This window comes from Cryobacterium cheniae, assembly GCF_004403395.1.
GTDB lineage: Bacteria > Actinomycetota > Actinomycetes > Actinomycetales > Microbacteriaceae > Cryobacterium > Cryobacterium cheniae.
Genome location: NZ_SOGN01000059.1, coordinates 13,237 through 30,381, shown reverse-complemented (window position 1 = coordinate 30,381; position 17,145 = coordinate 13,237). Strand labels below are relative to the sequence as shown.

The 17,145-nt window shown below is 69.2% G+C and carries 13 protein-coding genes and 3 tRNA genes; 9 read left to right on the top strand and 7 right to left on the bottom strand.

Going from position 1 to position 17,145, the window contains the following annotated elements; translation table 11 throughout:
• Together E3T23_RS13615 and E3T23_RS13610 are read right to left on the bottom strand one after the other, a co-directional pair.
• Window positions 1-900: NlpC/P60 family protein (locus E3T23_RS13615; RefSeq protein WP_134371017.1), on the bottom strand; the 900-nt coding region annotated here is incomplete at its 3' end.
• On the bottom strand, window positions 893-2,236 hold the full coding sequence (locus E3T23_RS13610; RefSeq protein WP_241977953.1) for a M23 family metallopeptidase: 1,344 nt from the start codon (window positions 2,234-2,236) through the stop codon (window positions 893-895). The genes E3T23_RS13610 and E3T23_RS13615, both read right to left, overlap by 8 nt.
• Window positions 2,237-2,573: 337 nt before the next feature.
• On the opposite strand from E3T23_RS13610, the gene E3T23_RS13605 reads away from it, so the two are divergent.
• From E3T23_RS13605 to E3T23_RS13590, 4 genes are all read left to right on the top strand, one after another.
• Window positions 2,574-2,646: transfer RNA gene (locus tag E3T23_RS13605), tRNA-Glu, on the top strand.
• A gap of 95 nt (window positions 2,647-2,741) precedes the next feature.
• Window positions 2,742-2,815 (top strand) — tRNA-Asp (locus tag E3T23_RS13600).
• 68 nt (window positions 2,816-2,883) lie between these two features.
• A tRNA-Phe gene (locus E3T23_RS13595) sits at window positions 2,884-2,956 on the top strand.
• A gap of 349 nt (window positions 2,957-3,305) precedes the next feature.
• Entirely contained in the window at window positions 3,306-3,932 is a 627-nt protein-coding gene (locus E3T23_RS13590; RefSeq protein WP_338145454.1) for an acyltransferase, read from the top strand.
• Between the two features lie 10 nt (window positions 3,933-3,942).
• On the opposite strand, the gene ypfJ is transcribed toward E3T23_RS13590, so the two are convergent.
• The 5 genes from ypfJ to recQ all read right to left on the bottom strand — a co-directional run bounded on the left by ypfJ (window position 3,943) and on the right by recQ (window position 11,006).
• A complete protein-coding gene (ypfJ, locus tag E3T23_RS13585; RefSeq protein ID WP_134371015.1) occupies window positions 3,943-4,824 on the bottom strand; it encodes a KPN_02809 family neutral zinc metallopeptidase in 882 nt (293 codons plus the stop codon).
• Window positions 4,825-4,833: 9 nt separating this feature from the next.
• Entirely contained in the window at window positions 4,834-5,790 is a 957-nt protein-coding gene (gene pip, locus E3T23_RS13580; RefSeq protein WP_134371014.1) for a prolyl aminopeptidase, read from the bottom strand.
• Window positions 5,791-5,904: 114 nt separating this feature from the next.
• Window positions 5,905-8,040, bottom strand: a complete 2,136-nt coding sequence (locus tag E3T23_RS13575; protein WP_134371013.1) for an acyl-CoA dehydrogenase family protein — start codon at window positions 8,038-8,040, stop codon at window positions 5,905-5,907.
• 157 nt (window positions 8,041-8,197) lie between these two features.
• Window positions 8,198-8,884 (bottom strand): class I SAM-dependent methyltransferase, encoded by a 687-nt coding sequence (locus tag E3T23_RS13570; protein WP_241977951.1) that lies wholly within the window; start codon window positions 8,882-8,884, stop codon window positions 8,198-8,200.
• An 85-nt stretch (window positions 8,885-8,969) separates the two neighbouring features.
• Entirely contained in the window at window positions 8,970-11,006 is a 2,037-nt protein-coding gene (recQ, locus tag E3T23_RS13565) for a DNA helicase RecQ (RefSeq protein WP_134371012.1), read from the bottom strand.
• A gap of 156 nt (window positions 11,007-11,162) precedes the next feature.
• Between recQ and E3T23_RS13560 the strand changes: the two genes are divergently transcribed.
• The 5 genes from E3T23_RS13560 to E3T23_RS13540 all read left to right on the top strand — a co-directional run bounded on the left by E3T23_RS13560 (window position 11,163) and on the right by E3T23_RS13540 (window position 16,965).
• On the top strand, window positions 11,163-12,083 hold the full coding sequence (locus tag E3T23_RS13560; RefSeq protein ID WP_134371011.1) for an EamA family transporter: 921 nt from the start codon (window positions 11,163-11,165) through the stop codon (window positions 12,081-12,083).
• A gap of 185 nt (window positions 12,084-12,268) precedes the next feature.
• Window positions 12,269-13,453 carry an ABC transporter substrate-binding protein gene (locus E3T23_RS13555; protein ID WP_134371009.1) on the top strand — a complete coding sequence of 395 codons (1,185 nt, stop codon included), beginning with the start codon at window positions 12,269-12,271 and terminating at the stop codon, window positions 13,451-13,453.
• 2 nt (window positions 13,454-13,455) lie between these two features.
• Window positions 13,456-14,328 carry a branched-chain amino acid ABC transporter permease gene (locus E3T23_RS13550; RefSeq protein ID WP_166806300.1) on the top strand — a complete coding sequence of 291 codons (873 nt, stop codon included), beginning with the start codon at window positions 13,456-13,458 and terminating at the stop codon, window positions 14,326-14,328.
• 4 nt (window positions 14,329-14,332) lie between these two features.
• Window positions 14,333-16,261, top strand: a complete 1,929-nt coding sequence (locus E3T23_RS13545; protein WP_134371007.1) for a branched-chain amino acid ABC transporter ATP-binding protein/permease — start codon at window positions 14,333-14,335, stop codon at window positions 16,259-16,261.
• A complete protein-coding gene (locus tag E3T23_RS13540) occupies window positions 16,258-16,965 on the top strand; it encodes an ABC transporter ATP-binding protein (protein WP_134371006.1) in 708 nt (235 codons plus the stop codon). The genes E3T23_RS13545 and E3T23_RS13540 overlap by 4 nt, the downstream gene beginning before the upstream one ends.
• Window positions 16,966-17,145: the final 180 nt, after the last annotated feature.

Sequence of the window (17,145 nt, the reverse complement as noted above, 5' to 3'; positions counted from 1 at the left end):
GGGCGGGGCTGCCTGCTGCCGGGGGGTGTTCCTGCCGGCGGCGGGCTTACCGGCCGGGGTCGCCTTCGCGTCGGCAGCGGCCTGCTGGGCGGCCGCCGCCTCGGCCCGGGTGAGGGCCGCGGCCGCCGCTTCGGCGTCCTGACCGGCCTGGTAGGCGCGTTCGGCCTCGACCGTGGTGTCCTTCAGCAGGGCCAGCTGAGCGAACAGCTCAGTGGACCGCTGCTGCTCGGTCTCGTAGGCCGTCTCGGCGGCCTGCGCGGCCACGGTCGCTGCCTCATACATGGTCAGCGATTCCGTGCTGAGCCGGGTGCGCTCCTCGGCGGCGGATGCCGCCTGCTCCCCGAGCGACTCGGCGTTGTTCTTGTCCTGCAGGGCTTCGCGGTAGATCGTGTCGGACTGCTCACCCAGCTTGCTCGCGGTGCCGAGCCGTCCCAACAACTGATCCGCGCTGTCGCCGTTGAGGAACAGGCTCAGTGACAGATCCTGGGCACCGCTTTTCGCCAGGTGGGCGGCGATCAGGCCGGCCCGCATCTTCGAGGTCGCGGCTCGGGCATCCGCCGCCTGGGCCCGCGTCGCCAGGCTCGCTTCGCGGGCCGTGGCAGCTTCGAGGTCGTCTAGTGCGACCCGGTAGGCCTCCGCCGCGATCAGGGAGGCCTTGGTGGCCGCCGTGGCCGAGATCTGAAGGCCCTGAAGCAGCTCGGTGATCGATTCGATTTCGGCCTGCTTGGTGGCCTCGCTGAGCTTGGCCTTCGCCACGTCGTCCCAGCTGGGGTAGCCGGGCTCGGCGAACGCCGCCGGCGCCGCGACGCCGACGGATGCCGAGACCGCCCCGAGGGCGACCGCGGCGAAGAGGCGGGAGGGCTTCTTCCGCCACCCCCGTCGCTCGGTGTCCCTAGCCAAGGGGCGCTCCCCGGTCCGACATGAACGGAGCCGGATTGATCTGGCTGCCGTTGGTGCGCACCTCGAAGTGGAGGTGGCAGCCGCTGGCCGCTCCGGTTTCACCGGCGCTGGCGATATTCTGCCCCGCGGAGACGCTTTGGCCGTTGGAGACGAAGATGCCGCCCGGGCGAATGTGGGCGTACCCGGTGGAGACGCCGTTGGCGTGCTGGATCAGGACGAAGTTGCCATAGGTGCCGTAGGTGCCCGCGTAGACGACGGTGCCACTGCTGGCGGCGTAGATTCCTGCGCCGCAGCCCGCGCCGAGGTCGGTGCCGCTGTGGAAGCCCTTGCTGCAGCCGTCGGGGCCGCAGATCTGCGCACGCGGTCCGTAGCCGTCGGTGATGCGCCCGCCGGACGGGACCGCCCAGCCGCCTCCGCCGACGGAGCCGCCGGAGCTGCTGGAACTTCCGGAACTGCTGCTCGAGCCTCCCCCGCTACTCGGCCTCGAGGCGGCTGCGGCCGCGGCCGCGGCCGCCCGAGCGCTGGCCTCGGCTGCTGCCCGCGCACTGGCCGCGGCGCGCTCGACGCGCACCCGCTCGGCCTCGATGGCGGCCAGTCGCGCCCGCTCGATCACGCCGGCCTCGTAGCCGGCCGACGTCGTGGCCTGCGCGTCCTGCATGAACCGCAGCTGGGCGTCGAGCTCGACGCTCTTCGCCTCGGACTCGGCCAGTGCACCTGCTGCCGCCTGGGCGGCAGCCTGCGCGGCGACGAGCGCTTCTTCGGCCGCGATGCGGAGCTTCTCGCGCTCGGTCTGAGCGACCTTGGCCTGATCACCCAGCGACTTGGCCACGTTGGTGGCGGTCTGCGCCTCCTCGTAGACGCCGCTGCTGCGCTCGACGAGCTTGCTCATGCTGCCGAGCTTCGACAGGAGCGCGTCGGCGTCTTCACCGCTGCCCTCGCCATCGAGAAAGAGATTCACGCTCAGGTCGGTGCCGCCGGTGCGGTAGAGCTGGGCGGCGAGCTGGCCGGCCTGGCGGGTCGCGGTTTCGGCAACAGCGGCGCTCTCGGCGGCCTGCGCCTCGAGGTCGGCGGCGCGCCGGCTGGCCTCGTCGAACTTCTCCTGAGCCGCTTGCAGTTCCGCGCCGCGGGCCTCGGATTCGGCCCGGGTCTGAGCAACCTGGGTTTGCAGGCCGGCGATCAGACCCTGAATCTCGGCGACCTGAGCGGAGGCGGAGGCAGTGTTGGACTTGGCGTTCTGTACGTCTTGCCAGGTGGGGTAGTCAAGGGCTTGAGCCGGACCGGCCGGACCGATGAGGGCGGCGAAGAGGGAGAGAGCAGCGACGAAACCGGTCGCCATGCTGACGCGGCGACGACGGTCGGGCCTGCTGCGCGCGGACCCGTCGCCCCCCTGCCCTGCTCGTGCTTCCCGGCTGAATGGAACTGCCGTGCGCTTCATTACTCCCCGATCGGGCTCGTGACACACATCTGTTACTGCTTGAGAACGGTTCACAATAACAACAACAGGGCAAAAACACCCTCCTCGAATCTAGCCGTCCGTCAAGCGAAACCTTGGAAATTCACAGACTTATCGCCCACGACACCCCAGGCCGACACACTTTCTGCCGTCGATTTGGGTTTACCGGGCGGTAGACCGTATGCTTATGCGTCGGAAGCCATGAGGTCTATGGCGTCTTGGCCCCATCGTTTAGCGGCCTAGGACGGCGCCCTTTCACGGCGTTAACACGGGTTCGAATCCCGTTGGGGCTACGCATCCTGCAGGTCGGGGATGTGCAAGAATGAACAAGTACGAAAAAAGCAACACAAGTTGGAACAAGTGAAAACGTAGTTGGTTCTCATTACGAGGCCCTGTAGCGCAGTTGGTTAGCGCGCCGCCCTGTCACGGCGGAGGTCGCCGGTTCAAGTCCGGTCAGGGTCGCACAGGCATCAAGCCCTTTCGAAAGAGAGGGTTTTTTTCCTTGGAGCTATCTTCTCGAAGTAGCTTCTGGCCCTGTAGCTCAGTTGGTAGAGCGTTCGACTGAAAATCGAAAGGTCACCGGATCGACGCCGGTCGGGGCCACTGAAGGTCACTCCCAGGCTTCTACTGGGGTGGCCTTCTTTTTTTTGTCCCCGGACCGGCATCTGTGAGCCCGAAGCAGGACCAGGCCCGCCCGCGCTCAGCTCCCGGGTCGCGCTGTCCCCCGAAAAGGTGCTAGAACCTCGCGCTCGAACGCGGGTACGTTCCGCCCTGTCACACGCTGAGAAAACGTCAGATCTCTCGCAGATGTCATGCGACGATTCCCGGCAACGGCATACGCGGCACCCGCCGCGGAGCACCACACCGACCTGTAACCCGAACTGCAGGGAATCACCGTGAATATGCTTCTGCACTGTCGCCCCCTCCGCCCCCTCGTGGAGCACCGGACTCCGTGCCTGCCGCCCGAGGGCACATGATGGACGTCGCCGCATCGGCCCCAATCGACCCGAGCGCCATCATCGACCCGACCGCCGTCATCGGCCAGGGCTGCACGATCCGCCAACTGGTGCAGGTTCGCGAATTCGCGCGGCTCGGCCCCGAGTGCGTTCTGGCCCGCGGCACCTATATCGGTCCCGGCGTCGTCGTCGGCCGGCACTGCACGATCCAGGAGTACGCCGTCATCTACGAGCCGTCCCTTCTGGAGGACGGGGTTTTTGTCGGCGCCGCTGCGGTCTTCACCAACAACTCGCATCCTCGGGCCGTGAATCCCGACGGAACGCCCCGGGCGACTGACGACCGCGACCTCGTAGGGGTGACCGTGCGCACCGGGGCAACGATCGGCGCCCACGCTGTCTGCATCGCCCCGCTCACGATCGGGCGCTGGGCCTTGGTGGCAGCCGGCGCGATCGTCACCGAGAATGTCCCGGACTACGCCCAGGTGGTCGGCGTACCGGCCCGGCGCACCGGCTGGGTCGGGCGCAGCGGCCTGCCCCTGCGAGCCGAGGGCGACGGCCGCTTCGTGTGTCCGGTCACCGGCGACGAGTACACCGAACGCGACGGCCTACTCACGCGAAACTGACCGGCTCGGGTTACAGCTCCGCGTCGGCCGGCGCGAACGTGTCGCAGCTGCCGGTCCCGTCGGTGAACCCGGTCTGGAACCACCGCTGGCGCTGCTCGCTGGAACCGTGGGTCCAGGCCTCCGGGTTCACCCGTCCCTGCATCGACGACTGAATGCGGTCGTCGCCGATCGCGGATGCCGCGCTGAGCGCATCCTGAATCTGCGCGTCCGTGATGGGCTTCAGGAAGGGCACGCCCCCGGCGTCGCGCGTGTCGGAGGCAGCGCCGGCCCACGCACCGGCGAAACAGTCGGCCTGCAACTCGACGCGCACCGCGTTGGAGCCGGCCCCGGTCTGGCCGTCCTGAGAGGCCGCGAGGGTTCCTTCCAGACTCTGGATGTGGTGGCCCCATTCGTGCGCCACCACGTACATTTCGGCGAGCGGGCCGCCGGAGGAACCGAAGCGGGTGCGCAGGTCACCGAAGAACGCGGTGTCAATATAGATGCTCGCATCCGGCGGGCAGTAGAACGGCCCGGTTGCACTGGTGGCCGCGCCGCAGGCCGTTCCGACGCTGTCGGTGAACAGCGCGACCGGCGGTTGCTGGTATTCGGTTCCGCGGGCGGGCAGCTCTTCGGCCCAGAACACGTCGAGGGACGCCGCGGCACCCTTCACCCGGCACTCGACGTCGTCATTCGCCTGGGCGCCGGTCTGGCACTCGGACAGGTTCGACACGCTACCGCTCTCGGCCGGCTCCGTGCCGCCGACGGCCAGGCCGCTCAGGTCGACGCCCAGGAACTGCGAGACCAGGAAGAGGACGATCACGCCCACACCGCCGCCGCCCACGGCGATCCCGGTGTTGCGGCCCCGTTTGCTGACCCGTCCGGCGCCGATGTTCGCGTTGTCGTTGAATGTCATGTGAAGACGCTACCCGGCGAAGCGGTCCGTGGCTTCGATGATGGCGTCCAGGTTTCCGGGCTCGTCGAAGGAGTGACCGGCATCCGGGATCAGCCGGAAGTCGGCTTCGGGCCAGTTCTGGTGCAGGTCCCAGGCGGTGAACGCGGGGGTGCACATGTCGTAGCGCCCCTGCACGATGACGCCGGGGATGTCCTTCAGCCGGTTCGCGTCCCGGATCAGCTGGTTCGGCTCGAACCAGCCCAGATTGGTGAAGTAATGGTTCTCGATCCGGGCGAAGGCCACCGCGAACGCCGGCTCGGTGAAGTGCTCGATCAGTTCGGGCTGCTGCAGCAGGGTGATGGTCGAGGACTCCCAGGTGGACCAGGCCACGCCGGCCCGCTCACGCACATACTGGTCGGGGTCGTGCAGCAGTCGCCGGTAGGCCGTGATCAGGTGGCCACGCTCCTCCACCGGGACCGGGGCGATGAAGCTCTCCCAGAGGTCCGGGTAGATCGCCGCGGCGCCACCCTCGTAGAACCAGTCGAGTTCCATCGGGCGCAGCGTGAAGATGCCCCGCAGCACGAGTTCGGTGACCCGGTCCGGGTGTGTCTCGGCATACGCGAGGCTGAGGGTGCTGCCCCAGGAGCCGCCGCAGACCAGCCAGCGATCGATGCCGAGGTGCTCGCGCAGTTTTTCGAGGTCGGCGACGAGGTGCCAGGTCGTGTTCGTGCTGAGGTCGGCATCCGCCGCGCTCGCGTGCGGCGTGCTCTGGCCGCAGCCGCGCTGGTCGAAGAGGATGATGCGGTACTTCTCCGGGTCGAAGACCCGGCGCTGCTTGGGGCTCGACCCGCCGCCCGGTCCCCCGTGCAGGTAGACGGCCGGCTTGCCGTCGGGGTTTCCGGATGCCTCCCAGTAGAGGGTCTGCCCGTCACCGACCTCGAGGAGTCCGGTTTCGTAGGGTTCGATCTCGGGGTAGAAGGTGCGCATACCTCCGAGCCTATGCGCCGGGTGCACCGGCGAGGAATCGGGTGGGTCCGGCGGGGCTGACAGGCGACCGGAACGGGTCCCCGGGTGACTTTCGCCCGGGGACCGGTTGCGGGGCTACTTCCTGGCGGCGGACTTCTCGGCGCGGGGAGCGGTGCCGTTGGCGCGCTGGGTGCGGTAGTAGTCCCTGGCCTCGTTCTGGCGCTCCTGTTCGGCGCCGCTGGCGATCGCCGACCGGAGGTGGTCCTGGCTGTAGCCGAAGGCGTCGACCAGGTCGAGAGCGTGCGGGCGGAGCCGGGTGATGATGCGGTCGATGTAGGCCGTGACCGACTGCGCCCGCTGCGCCGACATACGCCCGTGGATCAGGTACCAGGCCAGGTGCTTTTCCAGCAGCCCGAGCCCGAACAGGTCGCGCAGCCAGGTCAGGACCTGCTTCGTGCCGACGTCCTCGGTGGTCTCGACCGCCCGGGTGAACGCCTCCCACTGCAGCAACTCCCCGTGCGACCGGGCCGCCTCGATCAGCTGGTTCTGGTTCGCGTTGAAGAGGGCGGCGGCTTCCTTCGGCGGCAGCTTGCCGGCCGAACGGAGCTTGACCGCGATTTCGGCGATCATTGTCTCGACCCGGTCGGTGAGCAGCTCCCGCTGCACCGCGGTGTCGCGCAGGTGCCCCACCGAGCGAGCGGTGGAGCCGAAGTCGGCCACCGCCTGGCCCAGGGTGCGGAGGCCGGAGCCGTGGTAGGCGCGGCCCGCAGCCTGCTGCACGACGTAGCGGGCGAGCACGCCCGGGCCGGCCGAGGCGAACTTGCGGCTGTAGTCGGTGAGCAGGCGCTTCGCGACGAGTTGCAGGAGCACGTTGTTGTCGCCCTCGAAGGTGGCGAAGACGTCCAGGTCGGCGCGGAGGCCGACCAGCCGGTTCTCGGCGAGGAACCCGGCGCCGCCGCAGGCCTCGCGGGCCTCCTGCAGGGTGTCGAGCGCGTGCCAGGTCGAGAGCGGCTTGAGGGCGGCGGCGAGGGTTTCGAGGTCTTGCCGGTCGGCATCCGTGTCGGCCTGGCCGCTGAAGACCTGGTCGAACTTGACCAGGAACTCGTCGTGGGCGAACGTGTGCGCGTAGGTCGTGGCCAGGCGTGGCAACAGCCGGCGCTGGTGGCGCTGGTAGTCGAGGATGACCTCCTCGTCGGTGGCGCTGCCGGCGTTGAACTGGCGGCGCTGGCTTCCGTACGTGATGGCGATCGTGAGCGCCATCGCCGAGGCCTGGGTGGCGGCGCCGTCGAGCGAGACACGGCCTTGCACGAGGGTGCCGAGCATGGTGAAGAAGCGGCGACCGGGGCTGGAGATCGGGCTGGCGTAGGTGCCGTCCTCGGCGACGTCGCCGTACCGGTTGAGCAGGTTCTCGCGGGGGATGCGCACGCCGTCGAAGTGGAGCCGGCCGTTGTCGATGCCGTTGAGGCCGCCCTTCAGTCCGTCGTCCTCGCCGCCGATGCCGGGCAGGAAGTCCCCGGACTCGTCACGGATCGGCACCCAGAAGGCGTGCACACCGTGATTGACGCCCGCGGTGATCAGCTGGGCGAAGAGCACGGCGGCGATGCCGTCTTTCGCGGCGTTGCCGAGGTAGTCCTTCCATGCCGCGCGGAACGGGGTGTCGATGACGAATTCCTGGGTGGCAGGGTCGTAGGTGGCGGTGGTGCCGATGGCCGCGACATCCGAGCCGTGGCCGGTCTCGGTCATCGCGAAGACGCCTGGAACCTGCATGGACATGATGCCCGGCAGGTAGGCGTCGTGGTGCGTCTTCGTGCCGAGGTGCAGCACCGCCGCGCCGAACAGACCCCACTGCACGCCGGCCTTGATCTGCAGGCTGGGGTCGGCCGTGACGAGTTCCTCGAACCCGGCGATGTTGCCGCCGTGGTCGTCGGCGCCGCCGAGGTGCGCCGGGAACGCGCGGTGCACGTGCCCGTTGTCGGCGAGGATGCGCAGCTGACCCAGCACACGTTCGCGGTGCTCGGCCATGGACTGGCCTTCGATGCGCTGCAGCTCGGGCTGGGCCGTGAGCTCACGGGCACGCAGGCGCACGTCGGCCCAGGTGCCGAGAAGGCGCCGGTGCAGTGACTCGATGTCGAGCCGGGGGGCGCCGGCCTCGCCGGCGATCATGACCGGTCCGGTGTCGACGCCGGGGGCCACAGGCGGCGTGGCGGCAGGGGTCGTGACCGGGGTGCGGGCGGGTTTTTTGCTGTTGGAGCGCTGGGCAGTGTCAACCATCATTGGTCCTTCGTCTTCGCGCGAACTCGAATTTTCTTACACGTTAGGTTGCGGGTGCGGAGCGCGGAAATGGTGCGTGACGGGCCTACAACAAAGCATGCGCGGCCCGGCATCCGTTTTGTAGGTTTCCACAGCCGTTACACCTCTGGCTGCACCGTTACCCACAAACGGGGCGTTCGTCCTGCCGGGGCGCAGGGGTGTGGGCGATGACGTGGAAGAGATGCCAGTGCCGGGGGCCGAACGCGGACCGGCCGGGCCGGTCGTCTTCGACGAGGCCGACGACGTGCAGACCGGCCAGGAGCGCGTCGACCTGGCCGCGATCGTGGAAGTTCATGTCTGCGCGGCCGGCCCAGTCGTCGTGGGGGCCGAAGAACTCGCCGGCGAACCAGGCGCCGGGCTGCAGCGTCCCCCGGATGCGCGCCCACAGATCGGGGAACGCCGCGGGGTCGCAGAACGGCAGAGAGAACCCCGCGTAGACGAGGTCTGCGGGCGGCAGCTCGGGGAGTTCCTCGAAGCGGGCCCGGTGGAAGGTCAGTCGGGCCTGCTCCTCGGGGCCGAGGCCCTCCCTGACCCTGGCCTCGGAGCCCGGGTCGGCGTCGACCGCGTGCACGGTCCACCCGGCAGTGAGCAGGTGCCGGGTCTCGGCGCCCTCACCACAGCCCAGGTCGATCGCCATCGCCGGCGGAGCGGGCGGTGCGGGCGGAGCGGGCGGTGCGCCGGTGGCAATTTCGAGAGCGCGGTGTTCCAGGGCACGGTGTTCCAGGGCGCGGTGTTCCAGGGCGCGGGTCAGCACCGAACGTGGGGGACGGCCGGTTTGCGTGTCGAAAAACTCGGTCCAGTCCATGAGTCTGTTCTACCCGGTCCCGCGGGATGCCGGGGAATGCTGCGAGATACCGACGCTCGGGGCCGATGACGGGACCGGGCGTCCGTCAGGCTCCGGCGGCGACGACCTCGAGCAGGGCGGCGCCGTAGGCGTCGAGCTTCTTGGCGCCGACGCCGGAAATGCCGTCGAGGTCGGCCAGGCTGGCCGGCTTCGTCGCGGCGATGGCCAGGAGGGTCGCATCGCCGAAGATGATGTAGGCCGGCACGCCCTGCTCCTTGGACTGGGCGGAGCGCCAGACCCGGAGGGCCTCGAACAGGGTCCCCTGCTCGGGGCTGAGGTCGGCAGCGGCGGCCTTCGCGGCGCTCTTCCGGGCCCCGGCCGCGGGGCGGGCGGCGCGTTCGGGCTCGGTACGGAGCTCGACGGTACGGCGGCCCGCGAGAACCTCCGCGGCGGCATCCGTCAGCACCAGGGTGCCGTACTCGCCGGAGGTGGCCAGGAAGCCCTGGGCCAGCAGCTGCCGCACGACGCCCCGCCACTGCTGGTCGCTGAGGTCGGCGCCGATGCCCCAGGTGGCCAGCTGGTCGTGGCTGTGCTGGGTGGTGCGCGGGGTGACCTTGCCGCGCAGGATGTCGATGAGCTGGCCGGCACCGAAACGCTGATTGCGCTCGCGCAGCAAGCGCACCACCGTGGAGAGCAGTTTTTGGGCGGGGACGGTGCCGTCCCAGCCGACCGGGGGCTCCAGGCAGGTATCGCAGTTGCCGCAGGGCTCGCTCGACTGGCCGAAGTAGCGCAACAGGTTGACCCGGCGGCAGCTGACGGTCTCGCAGAGCGCGAGCATGGCGTCGAGGTGGGCGGAGAGCTTGCGCCGGTGCCCGAGGTCGCCGGGCGATTCGTCGATCATGCGGCGCTGCTGCACGACGTCCTGCAGGCCGTAGGTGAGCCAGCCGGTGGAGGGCAGGCCGTCGCGGCCGGCGCGGCCGGTCTCCTGGTAGTAGCCCTCGACGGACTTGGGCAGGTCGATGTGGGCGACGAAGCGCACATCCGGTTTGTCGATGCCCATGCCGAACGCGATCGTGGCGACGATGATGACGCCCTCCTCGCGGAGGAACCGGGCCTGGGTGCGGGCGCGCAGACCCTGGTCGAGGCCCGCGTGGTAGGGCAGTGCGTTCAGCCCGTTCTGGCGCAGGAAGTCGGCGGTCGCCTCGACGGTCTTGCGGCTGAGGGCGTAGACGATGCCGGCATCCGTCGGGTGCTCGGCCTTGATGAAGGCCAGCAGCTGCTTGCGCGGCTCGGCCTTGCCGACGATGCGGTACTGGATGTTGGGCCGGTCGAAACTGGCGACGAAGTGCCGGGCGTCGCCCAGCTGCAGCCGGGTGGTGATTTCTTTGTGGGTCGCGTCGGTGGCCGTGGCGGTCAGTGCGATGCGGGGCACGTCGGGCCAGCGGTCGGCCAGCTCGGACAGGGCCAGGTAGTCGGGCCGGAAGTCGTGCCCCCACTGCGACACGCAGTGGGCCTCGTCGATGGCGAACAGGGAGATGGTGCCGCGGTCGAGGAAGCGTTTGGTGGCCTCGGAGGAGAGCCGCTCGGGGGCCACGTAGAGCAGATCGAGGTTGCCGGCGAGGTAATCGCGTTCGACCTGGCCGCGGGCGGCGGAGTCCTGGCTGGAGTTGAGGAACGCGGCGCGTACGCCCACGGCGGTGAGCGCGTCGACCTGGTCTTGCATCAGGGCGATCAGCGGGGAGATGACGATGCCGGTGCCCTCCCGCACGAGCGAGGGGATCTGGTAGCAGAGGCTCTTACCGCCGCCGGTGGGCATCAGGACGACCGCGTCGTGGCCGCCGATGACCTGGTCGATGATGGCGGACTGTTCTCCGCGGAAGGAGTCGTAGCCGAAGACCGTGCGCAGGGCATCGCCGGCGGTCGCGAACTTCGCGGTGGCACGGCGGGGCGGAGTCGCGGGCACGCGCAGTGCTGATGCGCCTGCGCCTGGACCGGTGCGGCCTGCCGAGCCTGCCGAGCCCGCCGGAGCGGGCTCCCACGCCGTGGCTCCGCCGGCATAGCCGTCGGGCGGCGGCGGGGCGTCGAATTCGTCGGGTGGTTCGAACTCGTCAGGATCCCACGGTATTTCGGCGTTCCAACTCACCCGGCAACTCTACCCGGGCCCCCCGACAGGGCCGCGCCCGCGGCATCCGTTCGCGAGAGCGGGTGAATCGTCGGTTTGAGGTGTGAAAGCGACGATTCACCTGCTCTCGCGGAAGGGGAGGGAAGGGGGATGGTGCACTCGGTAGGCTCGACTTCTATGCTTACCGCGGTCCTCGGCCTCACCGGCGCACTCATCTTCGGCAGCGCCGACTTCCTCGGCGGGCTCGCCGCGAAGCGGATGAGTTCCCTGCTCGTGACGGCCGTGGCCGCGGCATCCGGGCTCGTCGCCCTGCTGACTGCCCTCCCGTTCGTGGCGGGGGTCTGGTCGCAATCGGCCGTGCTGTGGGGTGCGTTGTCGGGGATCAGCGGCGCGATCGCGATCTCTCTGCTCTACGCCTGCCTCGCGATCGGGCCGATGAGCATCCTCTCGCCGCTCACGGCCGTGGTGTCGGCGGTCGTGCCGATGACGGTGGGGATCTCCGGCGGCGACCGGCTCGCCCCGATCGGCTACTGGGCGCTGGGCCTGGCCCTCGTGGCGGTGGTGCTCGTGGGTTTCGTGCCCGAGCGCGGCGCCGTGCGGCCGAGCCTGCTCGGCGTGCTGATGGCCGTCGGCTCCGGCACGATGATCGGCGCCTTCATGGTCATGATCGACCTGACCCCGGAGGACAGCGGCCTCGTGCCGCTCGTGATGAACCGCGCGGTGAATGCGGCGATCATGTTCTCCGTGGTCGGGCTGCTCGCCCTGGTCGCTCTGCGCCGCCGCCGGGTGCTGGTGGCGGCCGGGCCCGTGACCAGCTCCTTTGACTCGGCGACGGATGCCGCCCCGGCGACACGCTCCACGCTCGCCATCGGGTTGCGGCTGGCTGTGGCCTGTGGCGTGATCGACGTCGTGGCGAACGTGCTGCTGCTGCTGGGCATGCGCGCCGGCGACCTCAGCGTGATGAGCGTGCTCACGGCCATGTACCCGGCCGGGACGATCCTCCTGGCCGCCGTGGTGCTCCGGGAACGGATCGCGCCGGTGCAGTGGCTGGGCCTCGCCCTCGCCCTCGCCGCGGCCGGGATGCTCGCGCTGGACTGACCGACCGGCTGACGGCCGGCATCCGTTCACCGCACGCACCGCCACACACCGTCACCCACTCGTGACCTTCGGTGCACCTCGAGGGCCTTGCCTCTGGCGCGGATGCCACGGTACTGTCGGGCCACACCTGAATTAGTGAACGACCAGTCGGTCACTATTTATCTGCCCCCTTATAGGAGATTCCAATGAAGAAGTCTCGTCTGCGTTTCATCGCGCCGATTGCCGTCGTCACAGCCCTTGCGCTGGCCGGATGCAGCACCTCGAACCTGGGGGGAACGGCCGACGCCGACCCCGCCGCGGAGGCCGGCCCGATCAAGATCGGTGCGGTCCTCGACGTCACCGGAGTCGGCGCCAGCCTGGGCGTGCCGGAGCAGAACACGCTCACCATGCTCGCCAAGCAGCTCAACGCCGACGGCGGCATCGACGGCCGCGACGTCGAGCTGACCATCATCGACAACCAGTCGACCGAGGACGGCGCGGCCAAGGCCACCAGCAAGCTGATCGAGAGCGACCAGGTCGATCTCATCATCGGCGCGTCCCGCACCGGGCCCAGCCTGGCCATGCGCCCCATCGCGGAAGCCGCGAAAATCCCGATGATCTCCGTCGCGGCCAACGTGGCCATCGTGGAGGGCTCGGAGTGGGTCTTCAAGACCGCGCAGAACGACGTGGTCGTGCTCGAGCGCATCCTCGACGACGCCGAGGCCAAGGGGTACACCAAGCTGGCCCTCGTGCGTGACGCGACCGGCTTCGGCGAAGGGGTTGCGGAGTACATCACGGAGCTCGGCGCCGAGCGCGGCATCACCCTCGTGATGACGGAGGCCTTCGAGCCGAGCGCGACCGACTTCACCCCGCAGATGACCAATGTGCGCGGCTCCGACGCCGACGCCGTCATCATCTGGGGCATCAACCCCTCCGCCGGCCTGGCCCAGAAGGCATACGTGCAGCTCAGCGTGAACAAGCCGGTCTACCACTCGCACGGCATCTCCAACCAGGCGTTCTTCGACGCCGCCGGCGAGGCCGCCAACGGTGTCGTCGCACCGATGGGCCGCCTCCTCGTCGCCGACCAGCTGGCTGCCGACAACTCCCAGCGCGAGGTCATCGAGCAGTTCAAGGCGGACTACAACGAGGCGTACGGCGAGCAGCCGTCCGGTTTCGCCGGCCACGCGTTCGACGCATGGCACATCGCCGTCAACGCGATCGAGGCGGCCGGCACCGATGCGGCTGCTCTGCGCGACGAGCTCGAACAGGCCGAATTCACCGGAGTCTCCGGCGTCTTCGCGATGACCCCGGAGAACCACTCGGGTCTCGACGCTTCCGCCCTCATCCTGGCCGAGGCCGAGGATGGTCGCTGGAACCTTCTCAAGGACTGATCGTGCTCACTGATTTCCTGCAGCTGACGGTGGCGGGGCTCTCACAGGGATCTGTGTACGCCCTGCTCGCCGTCGGCCTGATCGCCGTCTACACGGTCCGCCACGTCATCAACATCGCCCAGGGCGAGTTCGCGATGCTGGCCGGACTGGGGAGCGCCTGGCTCGTCGCGGCCGGTATGCCGCTCCTCCTCGGGGTCCTGGTCGCCATCCTCACGGTGACCCTCGTGGCCATCGCGATGGAACGGCTGATCATCGCCCGGGTGAAGAAGCTGACCCCGCTCACCTCCATCATCCTGACCCTCGGCGTCTCGACCCTGCTGCAGGCGATCATGCTGCTGGCCTGGGGGCCCGAGGCCAAGGGGGTGCCCCTGTTCCCGGGGACCAACGTCCTGATCGGCGGGGTGAGCATCCGTTCTCAGGAGTTCTGGATGATCGGCGCCCTCGTCATCGTCGGCGGCGGAATCGTGCTCTTCTACGAGAAGTCGCGCTGGGGCAAGGCGCTGCGGGCGTGCGCGGAGCAGCCCGTTGCGGCGCGCATCGTGGGGATCTCCCCGGTCACCGCGTCGATACTGGCCTTCGCGATTGCGGGTTTCGTCGGGGGTGTCGCCGGCGTGGTGGCCTCCCCGATCTACCTCTCCCTCTGGTCAGGTGGCGTGCTGCTCGGTCTCAAGGGCTTCGTCGCCGCCGTCCTGGGCGGCTTCGTCTCCTTCCGTGCCGCGATCGTCGGGGCTCTCCTGCTCGGCATGATCGAGGCCTATGTGGCCGGCTACGTCTCGTCCGGTCTGAGGGACGGCGCCGCCTTCCTCATCCTCATCCTTGTGCTCGTCGTCCGTCCCCAGGGCCTCGTTCTCAAGCCCACAGCGGTCAGGGTGTAGCGAAATGACACATGCAACCACACCAGCCTTCGTCGGGACGCGCTCTACCGGCGCGCGTTTCTGGGCGAACAACAAGGCCACGCTCATCGGCTGCGGCATCCTCGTCGCGCTGATGATCGTGGTCCCCTTCACGGCCAGTTCCTCGGTCATGAACATCGTCGTGTTCGCCATGATCTTCGCCCTGCCGGCCATCGGGCTCAACCTGCTGATGGGGCTGGCCGGGCAGGTCAGCCTCGGGCAGGCCGCCTTCTTCGCCATCGGCGCGTACACCCACGCGATCATGCTGACCAAGCTCGATCTGCCCGGTCCGGTGGCGGCCACCATCGGTGTGCTCGCCGCGATGCTGGTCGCCCTGCTCGTCGGCCTTCCGCTGATGCGCCTGCGCGGCCACTACCTCGCACTGGCGACGCTGGGCCTCGGCTTCATCGTGATGATCGGTGTGCGCGAATGGGACGTCACCGGGCGCACCACGGGCATCTACGGCATTTCGCGGCCCACGGTCTTCGGGATCCCGATCGACAACAGCGGCTTCTTCCTTTGGTTCGTGACGCCGTTCGTGGTGATCGGGCTGATCCTGGCCCTCAACCTCACCCACAGCCGGGCCGGTCGCGCCCTCTCGGCCGTCAACGACTCCGAACTCGCCGCCGAGAGCCTCGGGGTCAACACCTACGCGCTGCGGCTGAAGGTCTTCGTGCTGTCCGCCGGGTTCGCGGGCCTCGGTGGTGTGTTCTACGCCTACCAGGTCGCGATCGTGAGCCCGACAACCGCCGAATTCCACCTGTCGGTCTCGATCCTGCTGATGGTCGTCATCGGGGGCCTCGGATCGGTCTGGGGCGCCGTCGCGGGCGCCTTCCTCGTACAGTTCCTCGGCGAGGGCATGCGCGATGTCATCCCGGCCATCTTCCCCGGCGCCACCGGTGAGGTGCAGTTACTCGGGTACGGCATCGTTCTGATCCTGGTGATCCTGCTCCTGCCCGGCGGCCTCTACCAGGCGGCGACCACCCTGTGGCATAAGCTGCCGTTCGCCGGGAAGCGCCCGCCCGGCGACGCGCACGCGCACACCCCGGGGTCCGCGTCCGAGCTCGACACGACCATCCCGCAGCTCCCCCTGGTCAGCACCCCGGTCGCGGCCGGTGAGCCGATCCTCGTCATCGAGGGGCTGACCAAACGGTACGGCGGCGTCGTCGCCGTCAACGACGTGAGCCTCACCGTGCCGGCCGGCAGCATCCTGGGCCTGATCGGGCCCAACGGCGCCGGGAAGACGACCTGCTTCAATATGATCTCCGGAGCGCTGACCCCTTCCGCGGGTACCGTCACGTTCCTCGGCCAGGTCATCTCCGGCCGCAAGCCGCACGTCGCCGCCGCGCACGGGCTGACCCGCACCTTCCAGAACCTGCAGGTGTTCACCTCGACGGATGTCGTCGGCAACGTGTACATGGGCCGGTACCGCAAGGGTCGTGCGGGGGTCCTCCGCGGAATGCTGGGGCTGCAGTCGGCCGAGCAGAGCGGCCACCGCGCCGCGTCCTACGAGATCCTGCAGTCGATGAGACTGACGGATGCCGCCGACGACTCGGCCTCGGACCTGTCGTTCGGCAAGCAGCGAATCATGGAGGTCTGCCGGGCCCTGGCCGCCGAGCCGGCCCTGCTTCTCCTTGACGAGCCGATGGCCGGACTGTCCGGCGCGGAGCGGGAGGTGATGGCCGAGCTGCTGCGGCGGCTGCGGACCGCCGGCCTCACGATCGTGCTCGTCGAGCACGATGTGGCGCAGGTGATGTCCCTCGCCGACCACGTCGCGGTGCTGGACGACGGCGTGCTGATCGCGCACGGTGACCCGGAGTCGGTGCGCAACGACCCGGCCGTGGTGGTCGCCTACCTGGGCACGGACCTCGACGAGGCCGAAGCCGAACTGACCGAACTGGAGGAGCACGCATGACGCTGATCGTTTCCGGCCTCGACGCCGGCTATGGCAAGCTCGCCGTGCTGCACGAGGTGAGCTTCGAGGTGGCGCGCGGGGAAATCGTCGCCGTGGTGGGCTCGAACGGGGCCGGAAAGACGACCCTGCTGCGGGCCGTCAGCGGACTCATCCGGCCCACCGCGGGCAGCGTGACCCTTGAGGGCCGCACAATCACCGGGAAGCCCGCGGAGAAGATGGCCGGTTTCGGCCTGACCCACGTACCCGAGAACAGGCTGTGCTTCCCGACCCTCTCGGTGCGCGACAACCTCATGCTGGGTGCCTGGACGAAGAAGGGTCACGGCGACGTGGACTCGATCCTCGAGCTCTTCCCCCGGCTGCGGACCCGGATGGGGCAGGCCGCCGGGACACTCTCGGGTGGCGAGCAGCAGATGGTGGCCATCGGGCGCGGACTGATGGCGAACCCGACGGCGATCATGCTCGACGAGCCGTCCATCGGCCTGGCGCCGAAGGTGGTGGCCGAGATCATGGAAGTGCTCTCCCGGCTCTGCGTCGAGAAGCAGCTCGCGGTGCTCCTGGTGGAACAGAACGTGCGCGCCTCGTTCAAGATCGCGCACCGGGCGGTGGTCATGCACCGCGGCCGGGTGGCGCTCACCGGGACGCCCGCCGAGCTCGTGGAACTCCCCGAGGTGCACAACGCCTACCTGGGCGGTGCGACCGTCTAGCTGCTGCTGCTGCTGCTGCTGCTGCTGCGAAGGAGGGGTGCGCACCTATGGGTGCGCACCCTTTTATTGTCCTCCGCGTGGCATTCGTTTCTCGGCCTGCGCGGCTCTCGGCAGCCGTCCAACGGGCTGCGCGGGAGCTGCGCCGCTGCGCGCGTGGCGTGCCACCAGCGCAGCGGCGCG